The sequence below is a fragment of the Virgibacillus sp. Bac330 genome (assembly GCF_003667845.1).
In the GTDB taxonomy this organism is placed as follows: domain Bacteria; phylum Bacillota; class Bacilli; order Bacillales; family Amphibacillaceae; genus Virgibacillus; species Virgibacillus chiguensis.
The window spans coordinates 3,161,853-3,177,128 of record NZ_CP033048.1 but is presented as its reverse complement, the minus strand read 5'-3'; the positions used below and the strand labels follow the sequence as shown (position 1 = coordinate 3,177,128).

The window sequence follows — 15,276 nt, the reverse complement described above, 5'->3', positions numbered from 1 at the left end:
TGTATGAAATGGATCTAGTAGACGAAATTGCAATGATGGGCGAGATTAATAAGGAAAAGCACGGCAAGTATATGGAAACAATGGTGCCGATGCTTATAGAACGTGCTGAGGAATACTGTAATAACACGTTTGATTATGACAAGCCGCCAGCAGGGGTAAAAATATTTATAGCTGAGTCCATTAAGCACAAATTAAATACGAAGGGGTTAACTGGTCGTTCTATGGGGTCTGTATCTTATTCCTATGATACAGATCTCCCTGAAAAGTTACTTAAATCTTTAAAGCCTTATAGAAAGCTGGTGTTTTGATGGAAGAATTCCCGCACGAGGTTACGTTTCTGGTAGAAAAAGAACCGCAATCAGATGGAGGTGGCGGATATATTCCAGGTGGCTGGGAAACGTATGATACGGATTATGGCTTTTTAGACACGCCAAAATCCGAAGAATTATACCGAGCGCAGCAGGCGCAACATCCATTTGACCGCCATTTGTACTATGCCCATCGTACAGACATTAAAACGACTATGCGTGTTTCGTGCGAAGGAGACACATACGAAATTGCAGGAAAGCCACTAGACCAAGGCGGACAACATGAAATTATGCGAGTGGATTTAAGGTTGGTTACAGATGGCCAAGCGTGATATTGCTATTGGCATCGAAATGGGAGGATTAAAACAGTTTGAACGAGCTGTAGATCGCTTTGAAGAGAAATTTATTAACGCTGTTAAAAGGGTGGTTGTTGAAACTGCTGAACTTATTCAAAGTCAAGCACAAGCACTAGCGCCGGTTGATGACGGTAATTTAAAACAGTCGATTGAAATAAGATACTTTAACCGTGGTTTATCTGCTGAAATTATTGTCGGTGCTGAATATGGCATTTATGTGGAATACGGCACCGGTATTTATGCACTTGAAGGAAATGGCCGTAAAACACCTTGGGTATATTGGTCAGAAAAGTTAGGGCGCTATGTATATACAAAAGGGATGAAAGCTCAACCTTATTGGACTCCGGCCATAGAATTAGGCAGTAAACACTTTGAACGTGAATTAAATAAGTTAGGGGCGTGATCGTTTGATTCAAACAGCCCTTTGGCCATTACAGCAAGCAATCTATAAACGATTGGCCAATGATATAGCTTTAAATAAAAAAGTAACAGGCGTTTATGATTATGTAACCAAAGAAACGCCTTTTCCTTATATGACCATTGGAGAACCAAATATGTCTCCTTTTGAGACGAAAACATCTTATAGCGAGAATATTCCTTGGGCATTGCATTGCTATAGTATGAATCCAGGGAAACGTGAAGTAATGGAAATATTAAACCTGATGATTAAGGCTATGACAAAAGAATCTTGGATTGTGGAAGGTTTTCAGGTTATTAAATTTAACATTGAACCAAATATGAAAGTAATACCACCAGCGGACGTTGGATTTCCATATCAAGGAGTCTTAAACGTTCGCTTTTATATTGGAAAATAGGAGGTAATAACATGCTACAAAGTGGTAAGGATACTATTCTTTTGGTGCAACCAGAAGATGCTACCGTCGGATCAGATGCGCTTGTTGTGGCCGAACAAACAGAAGGCACCTATTCCATTGAAAATGAGTTAGTAGATGAACAATCCAAAATGGGACGTATTTTAGCTTACGGGCAGAACAGCGAATCTTTTGAGTTAACTTGTTACGGTGAGAAAAACGATCCAGGGCAAATGGCTGTAATGCAAGCCATTAAGAAAAAGAAACGATTAAAAGTTTGGGAAGTAGACTTAATTCCCAATACAGAAGGGGCGTATGATGCTACATTTGCTTACTGTTTAGTTGAATCTGTTGAGAAAGCAAGTCCAGGAGATAACTTTATTGAATTAAGTGCTACCTTGCAAGTAGAGGGGGAATCAGCAGAAGGTGTGCTGTCGGAATTACCAGAAGGGGCTACTCAAAAATCAAATGTGACAGAATTTGAGCAACCCGGTGAAACGGGGGTAAAGGAACCTACTCCCTAATAATCCCCGGCCTATCGGGGATGCAGAAATAGGAAAAACGTTAAAGGTTAAGTAAAACAAAGGAGGAAACTTATATGGCAACGTTGACTATCGGAAATAAACAACTTGAAGCAAGAACAGATTTCAAATTTGAGAGAGTTGCGAACGAAAAATATAACGAACCTGATTCTCAAGGAAATAAACAAGGGGGACTTATTAATATCTATAGCAATCTACTAGAATACGATACGCTTTATCTAGCTGCGTTTTGGGATTGTGCACTTTCCCATTTAAAAAGTGAAAAACCATCGCTAGAATCAATCGAAAACGCAATTCTAGCGCATATGGAAGAACACGGGGACGCTGAGCAATTGTTTAAAGAGGCCTTTCAAAAGTTGGATAACTCGGGTTTTTTCAGAAAAAAAGTCAAGAAATACTGGAAGAACTTAGAGATGATGAAAGGCTTTGCAGAGGACGAGAAAGAGAAAAAAGCGATAGACGAGATCATCGAAGAAGCGAAAAACAACCGGAAACAGTTAACGGCTTAGATTATCGTACAGTGATTCAAGAGGCTGCCCATGAAATGGGGGTATTTGATGTAGACCTTATCATGTCTTGGGAGCCTTGGGAATATGAAGCGTTACGATTAGGGGCACTATACCGTAAAATTGACGAGTATGAGCTTATGGCAAAAACAGCTATGGCTAATCGATATGCACAAAATGCCAAACGTGCAAGCGAACGTAAAATATTCAACGCAAAACAGGCTAGACGTAATCTTGAATTAGGTATTAATGGTTCAGATAAAAATGTTGAAAGAATGATTGACTTGAATAAGAAATTTAAAGGGTTTAAGCCCAACTTCATACCGAAAGGAGGTTAACCCTTGAACGAGCGCTTAAATGCCATTGTTGGAGCAAAAATAGCTAGATTTAAAAAGAAAATGGCAAGTGTTAAAAAGACAATCCGTAGCATTCCTAATAATACTGTTACCACGGTTAAAGTAGTTACCAAAACAGCAGAAAAAAGAATTAACCTTTTCCAGAATCGCTTAGCAAGGCTAGCTAATTCCATAAGAGCGTTTGGTACGGTTGTGGCTAATATGGGGCAAGGCGGACTATTATTTGCAAGTCCTTCCCTCGTTCCTATATTAGCATCTGCAGTAGGATTACTTGGCACACTAGGGCCTTTGCTCGCAGTTGCAGGAAGTAATACCGTAGCTTTGGCAGCCGCATTTGGAATTGCTGGAGGGGCAACGGTAGCTTTTGGTGCTGCAGCAATGCCTACCATAAAATCCATTATTGACGGTACGGCAAAGAGTACTGCAGAAAATAACAGAGCTAAAAAAGCTTTACAATCTCTTAAAAGCACTTGGGAAGGTGTGCAGAAAGCTATAGCTCCTGAAGTGGCAAACGCTTTTGCTGATGCGATGATTGGAATTCAATCAGCCTTAAAATCGTTAAACCCTATGTTCAAAAGTGTTGCCAAAACGGTAGCTGATCTAGCAAAGGATTTTAACAAGTTCATGAAAACCAAGACAGCGAAACAGTTTTTCGGTTACTTGAATAAAAATGCAGGACCCATTCTTGATAAAATCATGTCTGGTGTTGGTGGACTCATTGAGGGATTCATGAATCTAACGGTAGCTTTTGGCCCATTAACCGATTTTATGGCTCAGGGTTTTAAAAATATGGGTGATTCCTTTGCTGAATTTACAGACCGAGTGAAGAATTCTAAAGGGTTGCAAACATTTATTTCTTATCTGCAGACAAACGGACCAAAAGTATGGGCTATTATTCAAAATATAACCCTAGGACTTGTTGGAATGTTTACTGCATTTGGACCACTTGCAGCTGATATGATGACAGGATTACAAAGTCTAACAGCTCGCTTTAAAGAGTGGGGGCAAACTTTATCCGAAAATCAGCAGTTTCAGAAGTTTATTGGATATATTCGAGAGAATGCACCAACAGTAATTTCCTTAATCGGAAATATCACTTCTTTTCTTGTTAATTTAGGTATTGCCATAGCTCCTATTGGAGCGAAAGTTTTAGAACTGGTCAATAGTTTCTTTGCATGGACAAGTAGCATGATGGAAGCACATCCTTTGTTAGGAAAAATAATAGCTTTAGGAACAATGTTGATGGGAGCGTTTATGATGATTCTCCCTCCGTTGGTTGCCGTACGCACAGCATTCGCAGGATTTCCAACCATAATAGCTACTGCAGTTGGTAAGATACTGCCTTTGTTTAACATTTTTAAATTAACAATGCTGACGGGATTGAAAATGCTCGGTACTCGTATGTACTTATTTGGAACACGTGTTATGACCACAGCAGCAAGCGTGCTTGCTTCTTTTGGAAGAATGATAGCAGGTGCTGCTAGATGGGCTGCTCAAAAATCGGTTTACATTGCTAGAGTTATTGCTCGATATGCTGTATTAGCAGCTAGATCAGCCGCAAATGCTGCAAGAGTAGCAGCATCTTTTACCGTTACCATGGTAAGGGCGGCCGTAACATGGGCAGCCCGAACTGCAGCTCAAATCGCAAAAGTTATTGCTCGTTTGGCTGTATTATCAGCAAGGGCGGCAGCAAACGCTGCAAGAGTAGCCTTGTCTTTTACGGTAACAATGGTTAAAGCAGCAGCCAAAGCGGCGGCATCTATGGCAAAGAGTGTAGCTAAAATGATTGCTAAATACGCATTGCTTGCAGCTAAGTCAATGGTTCATGCGGCAAAAGTTGCAGCGTCATGGTTTATTGCCATGGGACCGGTCGGTTGGGTTATTGGAGCGATTGTTGGAGTAGCCGCAGTCGTTATAGCTAACTGGGATAAAATAAAGAACTGGACGGTTAAAACATGGAATAAAGTCTGGGGAAAAATAAAAGAAATAGGCGATAAAATTAAAGGCTTTTTCGAGGGGTTAGATCTCTATCAAAGTGGTAAAGCGATTATTCAAAGCGCCATTGATGGAATTATGAACATGAAGGATAAAATAGTAGGTAAGGTAGAGGATATTGTAGGTGCTGTTCGTGATTTATGGCCATTCAGTCCAGCAAAGGAAGGTCCGCTATCCGACATACACAAAATGGATTTTGCAGGTCCTATCGGTAAATCAATCGATAAAGCGAAAAGACCTTTAACAACTTCTATGACGAACCTAGCTGGAGTAGCAAGAAACGCCTTTAAGCCTGATATTACAATGGCTGATATAGGAGGGACAGCAACAATTGATACGTCAATTAGCGGTGGATCAAAAGCAATTGAGCATGCATTTAGTGCAGAAATGAATGATTTCGAGCTACCTGATCAACGTGAACAATATGCTGTACTCAATATCGATGGCTACGAATCCAAAGGGGTACTAAAATTTGTTTCAGATGGCCAAAAAAGAGCAAACTATAGAAGTTATAAAGGGGGAAGAGTCTAATTGTTTAAAATGAGTTATCAAGAGTACATGGGAAACTTATTCCGTATGCGATTTAACGGAAACGATTTGCCGGATTATTTTTATGTACTAGAAGTAACAGGACGCTCGCTTTCCCCTAACGAGATACGTTCGAAAATAGTTCCTGGAAGAAACGGCTCTTATAGACAGGGTAAACGAAAACCCGGTGTACCTTTAAAAGTGAAGGCTATGCTCAGATTAAACTCTAGTGACGAATTACGTATTGCTATAGATGAATTGAACGGCATTTTAGATACAGACGAGGAAGCTCCAATTGTTTTTTCTGATGAGCCGAATAAAACATATTATGGAGAGATGGAGGACGTAAGCGAAGGTATTGAAGTAGAGGGAACTCATATCGTTACGATTACATTCTTTCGATCGGCCCCCTACAAATACGGTCAAACGTATAAAACAATCGCTTTAAAAAAATATACCTGGGAAGAATACGCAGGACAAACATGGGGTGATTTAATTGGCACTTAATACACCAAACTTAAAACTAGTAAAGCCAGAAATAACGGACAAGATAGACGTTTCTATTGCTAACTTTGCACAAAATGCAGATAAGATAGACGCAGCCACAAAACAGTTACAGGATAAAACGGCTTCTTTGCAATCTAATTTGGATAAGACTAAGCAGGACGTTTCTAACTTGCGATCAAGCTTAGATAATACTAAAAAAGATGTTACATCGTTACAAGGGTCTTTAAATACGACAAATAAAAATGTGGCTACTAACAAAAGTGAGATTGCTAGTAATAATAACAGAATCAACGCAATCGAAAGCAACATTAGTGAAATTAATAAGGACATTGCAACTATTAACCAAACTTTAGATGTTATTCAGAGTGGTCTGGACGAGGTGAAAAACAAAGCACAGGAAAACAAAAGCGCCATCGAAGCAATGCAAACCCAATTAAACCAATACGGTGAACGTCTTACAGCGTTAGAAAATCTACTGAAAGAACCCGAAACCCCACCAGAAGGTGAAGCTTAATGCGTTGGATTGAAATGGCTCAAACGAATGAGGTTATTGTCAAAGGTACAGCTGATACAGCACCTTATATTACGGCTGTTATAAAAAATGAAATACCTTATATGCAGCTTAGTTGCAGAGATGAGATATTGCGAATACATTATAACTTTAAGAAAAACGATGTGGTAAAAATAGACTTTGACAAGCGTAAAGTATTTATTAATGGACGTTTGCAAATGGAAACAGTCGATCTGCGTTATGCAGATTTTTTTAAATTGGAGCCGGGATATAACGAGATTAAGACGGTGCCAACAATGCAATTAGAGGTTGAATATACGGAAAGGTGGTTGTAGGAGTGAAAGAAAAATTATATATCTTTGACAAATACGATAACTTGCTAGCAATCACTGACAACTATATAAAAGCTGATTTCGAGGAGACGGTAGAAATGCCTGTCTCTTTTTTAATAAATTACCCTGGATCTGATAGCGATGCTGAGTATTTAGTTGGTGGTAATCAAGTGGCTTTTCGAGATTTAAAAGGAGATTACCGCCTGTTTACGATTAGAGAAGTAGACGACAGAGACGGCGAAGCTACTGAAAAGATTGTTAATTGTATGCCGGGTATACAGGAGTTAGCTGATGTCATGGTAGAGGAACGTAGACCACAGGATAAAGATGCTGCATATGTTTTAGGTCTGATTTTGGAAAATGCACGCTGGCAAGTTGGTAATGTGGCTGATCTTGGTATAAACTCCACTAGTTTCTACTTTAAAAACGCCTATGAATGTTTGGGAGAACTTACCGATATTTGGGGCGGAGAAGTCGTTGATCGTGTCGAGATTAAAGGCAATAAGATTGCTGGTAGATATGTTGATATTGTCCATCGTAAGGGATCAGATACGGGGAAAAGGTTTGAGATTGATAAGGATATTAAAAATATCACAAGGACGGTGCTTTACTATCCGAAAACAGCTCTCTATGGAAAGGGCAAGTCGTTACAAACAGAAAATGAAGGCTATACAAGAAAAATAACTTTTCGTGATGTTGTATGGTCTAAGAAAAAAGGTGATCCAGTAGATAAGCCAAAAGGGCAGGAATGGGTAGGAGATCCAGAAGCGTTAGAAAGTCATGGCATACCTAACCACGAAACAGGCAAAATGATGCACCGTTTCGGTTTGTTTGAGGACAACGAGGAAGAAGATCCAGAAAAGCTACTCGCTAAAACATGGCAGGCTGTGCAATCTGAGAAGGAACCCAAGGCGCAATATGAAATGGATATTATCACATTTTATGGGATTGCTGGCTACGAGCATGAACAGGTGTTTCTTGGTGATACAGGCATTGCTAGAGACAAAGATATTAATCCCATGATATTGATAGAAGCACGTATTATGTCCTGGAAGTACGATATTGGCAATCCTGAGGACGGTAGTCTTGTTTTAGGTAACATCTTAGACTTAGATCCGGATGATAGTGATATTGATTGGGTGATAGATAAAGTTAAGGATAAAGAAGGCAACTGGGATGCTGGCGGTGGCCCTATTACGGATGACAAGTTTCCAGATGTAAAACCTGATGTTCCTAAAAACGTAAGAGCTGAGGGCTTGTTTAAAAAGATTATGCTGTCATGGACATTTGAATCTACTTACGCCATAGCTGCATATGAGGTGTTTGCTAGTCAAACCAATGGATTTGCTCCCGATCCTACAAACCTTGTTTTCCGTGGGAAAGTAGGTGGCTATAACTTTGATGCTGATACAGATGAAAAATGGTATTTCCGAGTAAGAGCCATTAACACGCATGGCACAGCAAGTGAGTATTCAGAGCAGGTTAGTGCTTCAACGGTACAATTAGACTTACCAGATATAGAGGATATTGTTCCCGATTTTATTGAATACGGGATATACAAAGGGGAAGCGTCTCCTAGTCCAAGTAAATATAAGTATTGGTTAAACACAAGTGAAAACCCTAATATCCTCTATCATTGGGATAAAGAAAGCGAATCATGGAAGCCATTAGCACCTAAAAATGCAGCAGATATTGGCGCCATTTCTATAGCAGATTATCAAGAACAAGTCGGTCAATTGGTTACGGATTTGGCTGATAAAGTAGATGCAGAATGGGTTGATGGTAGGCTTGTCCATAAAGCAAATAAAAATGATGTGTATACTATAGAGCAACTAAATAATAAGTTTGATAATGTTGTTTCCAAGACTACCTACGAAACGGATAAATCGGGCATTATTAGAGACTTGGAAAGTCATGAATCTCGTATTAGCCAAACGGAAACAGATATTAAAAGCAAAGTTTCTAATAAGCAGTATGAACAGGATAAAGACAGTTTACAAACTTCCATTAACGAAAATAAATCCAGCATTGAACAAAACGCTGAATCGATTGCTTCCAAGGTGTCAAGTGACGAATATAGAACGGACAAAGAAGGCATTATTAACGATATTAAGGCAAATAAGTCGAGTATTGAACAGAATGCCGAAAGTATTAGAAGTAAGGTCGATGCTACTTATGTGCAGGGCGAGCTGGGTAAGATTGAAGTTGGTGGAAGGAATCTTGCAAGAGAGCTTGGAGGTAATGATTATAGTCTTAATAGAATTTATAGTGAAGATAGAAGTCGAACGTCCATTGTAGATATAAACAATAAAAAATGGATAAGGTATTCCAATTATGCGACTTTTAGATTGAACAGAATACCTGTTGATCCGAACACTACTTATACGTGGAGCTTTACAGCTTATGTTGACGGAAGTACAACCGAAACCAATATGCGGCATTGGGATGGGAGTGGTTACGGAGAAAGGACTTATTTCACTGTAGATAGCACTCCGAAAAGGGTATCAGGTACCTTTACAACAAGGGATCAGTCAAGTTATGAATTACTTCATATTTACGGTTTAAATAGTGACCATATTTATTATTTATCAGATTTTCAATTACAAAAAGGCAATAAAGCCACCGATTGGACGCCAGCACCTGAGGATATTGAAGCTAAGATAAATGGTATAGAGTTTAAAGGCTTAAACATAGTACCTAAAAGGGTTTTCACCGATTATAAGTATTTGAATGAAAACACTGGAGAGATAAGAGAAGCAAAAGCGCATAAAGCATCAGATTTTGTAAAGGTGCAACCAAATAGCAGTTATGCCTTATCTACAAGACGAGGCTCAAGTTGGGTTAAGTATTGTCTGTATGATGAAAATAAACAGTTTATAAAAGGTCATGCGCAAAATGAATATGAGCCTATGGTCATCAATATCCAAAATGCGAGATATATAAGAATATCACTTGGTATGAGTGATGATGCCAAGCTAGAAAAAAGCGATGAGGTGACTGGGTGGTCTTACGCTCCCGAGGACACCGATAAAAAAATCGAATCCGTTGAACACTACGCATCGGAAATTGAACAAACGGCTAAAGGGATAAAACAAGATGTTAACTCATTAGAAACCGATTATTCTACATTCAAAAAAGAAGCTAACTCTACATTCGATCAACAAGCTACCCAAATAGCTTCAAGGGTGACAGAAAAGACTTACAACGCAGACATGGATAACATGACCATGCGTGTTAGTACAGCTGAATCAACTATTAAACAACACGCTGACCGTATTGAGTCAAAAGTAAGCAAGAATGGCGTTGTATCCAGTATTAATCAATCCCCCGAACAGATTAAAATTAATGCGCAACGCGTTTCCATCGATGGTGATTTAGTTGTTAGAAATGGGAAAGTTTATATTAAGGATGGCGTAATTACCAATGACCTTATTGCAAGTAATGCCAAAATAGATTTTGCTAAGATAGCTAACGTAAAAGTAACCAATGCAATGATCTCTAGTGTTACTGCCGATAAAATTAAATCGGGTATCATAGATGCGAACAAGGTGCTAATACGTGTTAAAAATGGTACACAGGCTATCCAAATAGACGATAAAGGATTTGAGTCAGTCGATAGTAAAGGTAATGTACGCATACACATTGGTGTACGTGATATAGCTGGAAAAGGCCAGTCTGATCCTGCAACTATAAGATTTTTTGGTGGAAAAAAAGTTGCTAGTATAGGTATGAATGTAAATGATCATTTTATTATAGGTTCTCAACAAAATCACGTTCCTGTTTCTTTTTATGCAGGTGATACTTTATTTTTTTGGGCGGATAATCATAGGTTTGCTTTTAATCAAGGACCTTCTAGTAACTACTGGGAGTTTAACGATTATAAAGATAGTGATGGAGATTGGCACCCACGTATTTATAGTAACAGGAGTGCAGGGGGCTATGTAGGTATAAAATCTAGGAGACTATGGAGAGTATATACAAATTACCTTCATTGCAAAGATACAATAAAGCTATCCACAAGAGATATGAAAGAAAATATTAATGATTTTGCACCAGAAATGGCGCAAAACATTTTCGATCAAATAAAAATTAAATCATATCACTATAAAAATGATGATAAACAAAGCTCTAGATGTAGAAAAAGCTATGGTCCTATAGCAGAAGAAAGCCCAAAAGAAATATTAGATGAGCAAGGTGATGCTTTAGTACAAGACAACTATATAAACGTTATTGCTGGTGCGCTAAAATATCAACAGCAACGCATTGATGAACTAGAAAAAATTATAAAAGGAGAATCCTAAAATGGAACAAGAAGTTAATTTGCAATATGTAGTGAATGCATTAAGTAATCAAGTAGCACAGCTCTCACAAGAAAAAGCCTATCATGAGGCAATAATTACTGCACAGCAAGAGGAGATCAATGAGTTAAAGGCAAATACACCACAGGATGAGGAAAACGCTGAATAGGCGTATTTTTTATGCAGGAAAATTGTTCCTTCTTGTCGAAATTAGTAGATGAGGAGGGTGATTTCTTATGAAGGAAAAAGATTTAAAAAACAAATTACTTCTTGCTACAAATGATGAACTGATAGAATTCATCAAAGAAGAATTTAAAAGTGAAAATTTATCATTAGAACATTATAAGAGTAATTTGGGTTTATTGAAAAAAATGGACGAAGATACTATTAACACGAGTATTTCTAGAATGGTTGAGATGGAGAGTCGATACGATAATACAAAAACATATTCTTTAGCTATTCCATTGATATTAGCTATTATTGCTGGTTATTCATTAACATTAGAAGGTTTGGAAATATGGGGATCTATACTTTCGCTTGTTTTAAACGTTGTTGTTCTTATTAAGGTGGTTATTAACATTGGAGAAGGAAATGGTAAAAAAGCAACTGCTAGTTATTTTAAAGAATTACTAGGATCAATTAAAAATTAAGCATCTCAAACGAGGTGCTTTTTTATGTCTGATGCAGGGAGGTAAACATGGGTGATAGAGAACAATGGTACACCAATAAAGAATTATTTGAGCATATAAGTGCAATGCAGGGTGATTTTAAAGACTTACGGCACGAAATGCGTGAGACACGAAATATTATCAAGCAGTACAATGGTCTACGAGAAAAAATAGAAACAGTCGAGGATAAAGTTGATCGCATAGAAGCCAAAACAGAGGGAAAGAAATCATTTTCAGAAGCTATTCGCCTATGGGGTGGATGGCTTTTTGCTTTGGTTACGTTAGCAGTATTACTTTTTGATAAATTTTAAGGAGTGATTTTATGAAAATCAACTGGAAAGTAAGAGCAAAGAAAAAATCGTTTTGGATTGCGCTAGTGTCAGCTGTTATTTTACTGGCTCAAATTGTGGGTGAGTGGTTTGGTTATACCCTTGCTGCCGACTTAATAAATGCAGAAGCAACCAAGTTTATTAATGCTGTATTTGGTGTGTTGGTTATTTTAGGTATTGTTAATGATCCTACTACCAAAGGATTAAGCGATAGTAAGCAAGCTAGGCACTACAAAAAACCTAGAGACAATGCTTAATAATGTGAATAAACGTTGATTAAGGCGCTCATTTGGGTGCCTTTTTTATATTACAAAAAATTAAAAGGAGAGATTTAAATGGCAAAAGTAGTAGCAATAGACATTGGACACGGTTCTAATACATTTCCGCCTAGTAAGGGAGTGTATAAAAACGGAAAAGAATATGCAGAGCATGATTTTAATTCTAAGCTTGGGGTAGGGTTAGACAAACTACTAAAGCATAACGGATTTAAGACGTTGATGAAACAAAAGCCTTTTAGCCCTGACGTAAGTTTAACCACACGTACCAATTACTATAACGCAAAAGGCGTTGATCTAGTTTATTCTTTACATGCTAATTACAACGGTAACCCCGATGTTAACGGGCGTTGTGTGTTTTATTGGCATACTGCAAATGATGCTAAAGAGTTAGCTAATATTATTGTTGACGAGATTAAAAAGGCTGGTTATTCTACGCATGGCAACGGCTTACATGCATCTAAACCTAATAGCTGGACAAATCTGCACATATGCCGTGAAACACATATGACTGCTGTTTTGGTTGAAAATGGATTCATGTCTGGTAACAGGGACTTTGATTTAGTGTTTGGTTCTAAACAAAAACAATATGTAAAAGATATGGCTAGAGTACATGCTAAGGCTATTTGTCGTTATTATGGAGTTAAATTTAAGGATTTGGATGGCACAACCGTAGCTGATAAGCCATCTAAGCCTAGCAAGCCAGCAAACCCAAATAAAGGCTCATACAATGGCAATTCCGTTGTTGAGTATCTTAACCATAAAGAGATAGATTCTAGCTTTAGTAACCGCGCAAAATTAGCCAAACAATATGGTATTAAAGGGTATAAAGGTACCGCAGATCAAAACCTTGAGTTGTTAAATAAACTTAAAAAAGGTAAGCCTGTGTCTAAACCAAAACCATCTAAGAAATATACAAGTGTGGTTGATTATTTAAATGATCATAAGATGGATGCTAGTTTCGGTAATCGTAAAAAACTAGCAGAAAAATATGGTATTAAAAACTACCGTGGTACAGCAAGCCAAAACGTTGCGTTGTTAAATAAATTACAGGGTGGATCTGTTAAGACTGCCGTATACAGAAAGCCAAAACCAAAATCATTTAAGCCAGGTCAAAAAGTAACTGTCAAAAAATCAGCTAGCAAATTTGCAACTGGTGAGTCGATTGCAAGTTTTGTTAAGGGTAATAGCTATGAGGTTGTTCAAGTTAAATCAGATCGGGTGCTACTTGGTGGCATTATGTCTTGGGTTCGTAAATCGGACGTTTATTAATTAAAAAGCCTACTCCTTTTATTGGGGTAGGCTTGAGTAAACTATTTTACTGTAGATCACTTCCATCATTTAAACCTTTTACACCGCTTGTTGATAAACCTGAAAAGTTATTTCCTGCACGAACAACATCTGAACCGCTTGTAATTGATAAAGCAAAGTTCGCAACATAATCTGAACCGAGGTTCCTGCATGTGTTCCCTGTTATACTAACTCTCTGAACATTATTTGTGAGTCTAATGTGAGCATAGAGAGAAGAGTCTTTTCTACCATTTACCCCTCCAATGGTATTTCCTGTAATTGTGCATGTATCAACTTTTGTTACATAGATACCATTATTTCCGGTCTTTTTGATATTGTTATTGCTAATTGTGGAATATGCTGACACTCCAGAAACTTCAATACCTTGTCCTCCAACATAGTCAATAACATTTCCAGTAACAGTTACACTCCATACATTTCTGCAAGCAATACCTGATTTTTTAGCTCCATACACTCTATTTCCAATCACTGTACTTTCTTGAGTGTAATTGAGAAGGATAGCATCATTAATAGAGTGAGAAGGTACTAAAGTAATAACATTACCATTTATTGTGATACCTTTAGCTTTTCCCGTATTTTCTCCATATATTTCAATTGCACGTCCATTGTTCATACCCCCTTCTAAAATATTACCAGAAATAACTCCGTTTTCTACTATTTGGGACTTCCCTGTTTGGATGCCATTTTTATCTTGAGTATGACTATCCAGTGGATTACCCACCATATTTGTTCTCCAATTTATTCCCGCTCCACAGTTGATAAGTTTATTGTTTGTGATAGAAACATTTTTCCAAGCATATGCTCTGAAAGCAAAGCTTAACGAGTTCTCTATGATGTTGTTTTCTATGTTAATATTTTCGTGATAAACTCCAATGGTGGCAGTGTGGGAACCAATTGCTCTAGGAATATGGTTTGAACCTTCTGTTTTACTATCAGCAAACAAGCAATTTTTAATCCATACATTTTTGCAGGGAGTTTCATCATCTTCCCCTAGTATCGTTACTCCTCTTTTACTCAAATCAAGTTGTATAGATTCATTTAGTGTAGATTCTCCGACATGTCCTAGAAACATGCATTCTGTGATATAAATATCTTTTGTTGCATTAAATTCAATGTGATGTGAATTAGCCACGTCTAAAAAGGTGGCTTTTTCTATTCTTAAGTTAGATCCATGACCGAAATGAAATATGGAAGCTTTACTTTTTTGTTTAACACCATTTCCGTTCCATATACCTCCATAAATTGAAATATTCCCATTACCATTATACCTAGTGAATTTAGAGGGAGGGTATTCTGATTGAGAGTTTTTATAACCATTAATTAACAAATAACCTGGATGATCTCGTATAATTTGAGCATTAGTATCTGCTAAAATTGTAGTATTACTAAAGATCACCAACTCTTCAGTTATACGATAATTACCAGTTGGTATATAAACTTGTATGGCTGCTAAATTTTGAGCAGTTTCTAAAATTTGTTTGAAGACTAAAGTATCATCAGTGATCCCATCCCCTTTTGCTCCTTCTAGTTTTACATTTAAGACGGTAGATTTGTTTTCTTTATCCAACACTATTAAATCACTCCTTTTGTTTTTAGAACACACGTTCTATTATATGAGGATTATTGATTTTTATCAAACCGG

The 15,276-nt window shown here is 37.7% G+C and carries 18 protein-coding genes; 17 read left to right on the top strand and 1 reads right to left on the bottom strand.

Translation table 11 applies throughout. The features are described from left to right. Nucleotides 1–8 precede the first annotated feature (8 nt). The 17 genes from D9780_RS14655 to D9780_RS14580 all read left to right on the top strand — a co-directional run bounded on the left by D9780_RS14655 (nucleotide 9) and on the right by D9780_RS14580 (nucleotide 13,595). Nucleotides 9–308, top strand: a complete 300-nt coding sequence (locus D9780_RS14655) for a phage head-tail connector protein (RefSeq protein ID WP_121640610.1) — start codon at nucleotides 9–11, stop codon at nucleotides 306–308. Beyond that, nucleotides 308–640, top strand: a complete 333-nt coding sequence (locus D9780_RS14650) for a phage head closure protein (protein ID WP_121640609.1) — start codon at nucleotides 308–310, stop codon at nucleotides 638–640. The genes D9780_RS14655 and D9780_RS14650 overlap by 1 nt, the downstream gene beginning before the upstream one ends. Continuing rightward, nucleotides 627–1,067: an HK97-gp10 family putative phage morphogenesis protein gene (locus D9780_RS14645; RefSeq protein ID WP_240458701.1), complete on the top strand. Its 441-nt coding sequence runs from the start codon at nucleotides 627–629 to the stop codon at nucleotides 1,065–1,067. The genes D9780_RS14650 and D9780_RS14645 overlap by 14 nt, the downstream gene beginning before the upstream one ends. A 4-nt stretch (nucleotides 1,068–1,071) precedes the next feature. After that, entirely contained in the window at nucleotides 1,072–1,479 is a 408-nt protein-coding gene (locus tag D9780_RS14640) for a DUF3168 domain-containing protein (RefSeq protein ID WP_121640608.1), read from the top strand. An 11-nt stretch (nucleotides 1,480–1,490) separates the two neighbouring features. After that, the gene (locus D9780_RS14635) at nucleotides 1,491–2,000 is read left to right on the top strand and encodes a phage major tail protein, TP901-1 family (protein ID WP_121640607.1); all 510 of its coding nucleotides are present in this window, start codon (nucleotides 1,491–1,493) and stop codon (nucleotides 1,998–2,000) included. 74 nt (nucleotides 2,001–2,074) lie between these two features. After that, on the top strand, nucleotides 2,075–2,527 hold the full coding sequence (locus D9780_RS14630) for a tail assembly chaperone (protein ID WP_121640606.1): 453 nt from the start codon (nucleotides 2,075–2,077) through the stop codon (nucleotides 2,525–2,527). A gap of 35 nt (nucleotides 2,528–2,562) precedes the next feature. Next, nucleotides 2,563–2,862, top strand: coding sequence for a hypothetical protein (locus D9780_RS14625; RefSeq protein WP_121640605.1), 300 nt, complete (start codon nucleotides 2,563–2,565; stop codon nucleotides 2,860–2,862). Nucleotides 2,863–2,865: 3 nt separating this feature from the next. Beyond that, a complete protein-coding gene (locus D9780_RS14620) occupies nucleotides 2,866–5,406 on the top strand; it encodes a hypothetical protein (protein ID WP_121640604.1) in 2,541 nt (846 codons plus the stop codon). Nucleotides 5,407–5,415: 9 nt separating this feature from the next. Then, complete coding sequence (locus tag D9780_RS14615) at nucleotides 5,416–5,910, top strand: distal tail protein Dit (RefSeq protein WP_240458833.1); 495 nt, start codon at nucleotides 5,416–5,418, stop codon at nucleotides 5,908–5,910. Continuing rightward, on the top strand, nucleotides 5,900–6,424 hold the full coding sequence (locus tag D9780_RS14610) for a hypothetical protein (RefSeq protein WP_121640602.1): 525 nt from the start codon (nucleotides 5,900–5,902) through the stop codon (nucleotides 6,422–6,424). The genes D9780_RS14615 and D9780_RS14610 overlap by 11 nt, the downstream gene beginning before the upstream one ends. After that, the gene (locus D9780_RS14605; protein ID WP_121640601.1) at nucleotides 6,424–6,756 is read left to right on the top strand and encodes a phage distal tail protein; all 333 of its coding nucleotides are present in this window, start codon (nucleotides 6,424–6,426) and stop codon (nucleotides 6,754–6,756) included. The genes D9780_RS14610 and D9780_RS14605 overlap by 1 nt, the downstream gene beginning before the upstream one ends. 2 nt (nucleotides 6,757–6,758) lie before the next feature. Beyond that, nucleotides 6,759–11,054 (top strand): phage tail spike protein, encoded by a 4,296-nt coding sequence (locus D9780_RS14600; protein WP_121640600.1) that lies wholly within the window; start codon nucleotides 6,759–6,761, stop codon nucleotides 11,052–11,054. Between the two features lies 1 nt (nucleotide 11,055). Then, entirely contained in the window at nucleotides 11,056–11,220 is a 165-nt protein-coding gene (locus D9780_RS21180) for a hypothetical protein (protein ID WP_162985887.1), read from the top strand. 67 nt (nucleotides 11,221–11,287) lie between these two features. Beyond that, a complete protein-coding gene (locus tag D9780_RS14595; protein ID WP_121640599.1) occupies nucleotides 11,288–11,701 on the top strand; it encodes a hypothetical protein in 414 nt (137 codons plus the stop codon). A 47-nt stretch (nucleotides 11,702–11,748) separates the two neighbouring features. After that, nucleotides 11,749–12,030, top strand: a complete 282-nt coding sequence (locus tag D9780_RS14590) for a hypothetical protein (protein WP_121640598.1) — start codon at nucleotides 11,749–11,751, stop codon at nucleotides 12,028–12,030. An 11-nt stretch (nucleotides 12,031–12,041) separates the two neighbouring features. Further along, nucleotides 12,042–12,305 carry a phage holin gene (locus D9780_RS14585; RefSeq protein WP_121640597.1) on the top strand — a complete coding sequence of 88 codons (264 nt, stop codon included), beginning with the start codon at nucleotides 12,042–12,044 and terminating at the stop codon, nucleotides 12,303–12,305. Between the two features lie 78 nt (nucleotides 12,306–12,383). Then, nucleotides 12,384–13,595 (top strand): N-acetylmuramoyl-L-alanine amidase family protein, encoded by a 1,212-nt coding sequence (locus tag D9780_RS14580; RefSeq protein ID WP_121640596.1) that lies wholly within the window; start codon nucleotides 12,384–12,386, stop codon nucleotides 13,593–13,595. A 46-nt stretch (nucleotides 13,596–13,641) separates the two neighbouring features. Here the strand turns inward: D9780_RS14580 and D9780_RS14575 are convergent, their stop codons facing one another. Next, entirely contained in the window at nucleotides 13,642–15,204 is a 1,563-nt protein-coding gene (locus D9780_RS14575) for a right-handed parallel beta-helix repeat-containing protein (RefSeq protein ID WP_162985886.1), read from the bottom strand. Nucleotides 15,205–15,276: the final 72 nt, after the last annotated feature.

Coding starts and splice junctions, on each gene's coding strand:
- D9780_RS14655 (WP_121640610.1), top strand. CDS start 9: ATGGATCTAGTAGACGAAATTGCAATGATGGGCGAGATTAATAAGGAA.
- D9780_RS14650 (WP_121640609.1), top strand. CDS start 308: ATGGAAGAATTCCCGCACGAGGTTACGTTTCTGGTAGAAAAAGAACCG.
- D9780_RS14645 (WP_240458701.1), top strand. CDS start 627: ATGGCCAAGCGTGATATTGCTATTGGCATCGAAATGGGAGGATTAAAA.
- D9780_RS14635 (WP_121640607.1), top strand. CDS start 1,491: ATGCTACAAAGTGGTAAGGATACTATTCTTTTGGTGCAACCAGAAGAT.
- D9780_RS14630 (WP_121640606.1), top strand. CDS start 2,075: ATGGCAACGTTGACTATCGGAAATAAACAACTTGAAGCAAGAACAGAT.
- D9780_RS14625 (WP_121640605.1), top strand. CDS start 2,563: ATGGGGGTATTTGATGTAGACCTTATCATGTCTTGGGAGCCTTGGGAA.
- D9780_RS14615 (WP_240458833.1), top strand. CDS start 5,416: ATGAGTTATCAAGAGTACATGGGAAACTTATTCCGTATGCGATTTAAC.
- D9780_RS14605 (WP_121640601.1), top strand. CDS start 6,424: ATGCGTTGGATTGAAATGGCTCAAACGAATGAGGTTATTGTCAAAGGT.
- D9780_RS21180 (WP_162985887.1), top strand. CDS start 11,056: ATGGAACAAGAAGTTAATTTGCAATATGTAGTGAATGCATTAAGTAAT.
- D9780_RS14595 (WP_121640599.1), top strand. CDS start 11,288: ATGAAGGAAAAAGATTTAAAAAACAAATTACTTCTTGCTACAAATGAT.
- D9780_RS14590 (WP_121640598.1), top strand. CDS start 11,749: ATGGGTGATAGAGAACAATGGTACACCAATAAAGAATTATTTGAGCAT.
- D9780_RS14585 (WP_121640597.1), top strand. CDS start 12,042: ATGAAAATCAACTGGAAAGTAAGAGCAAAGAAAAAATCGTTTTGGATT.
- D9780_RS14580 (WP_121640596.1), top strand. CDS start 12,384: ATGGCAAAAGTAGTAGCAATAGACATTGGACACGGTTCTAATACATTT.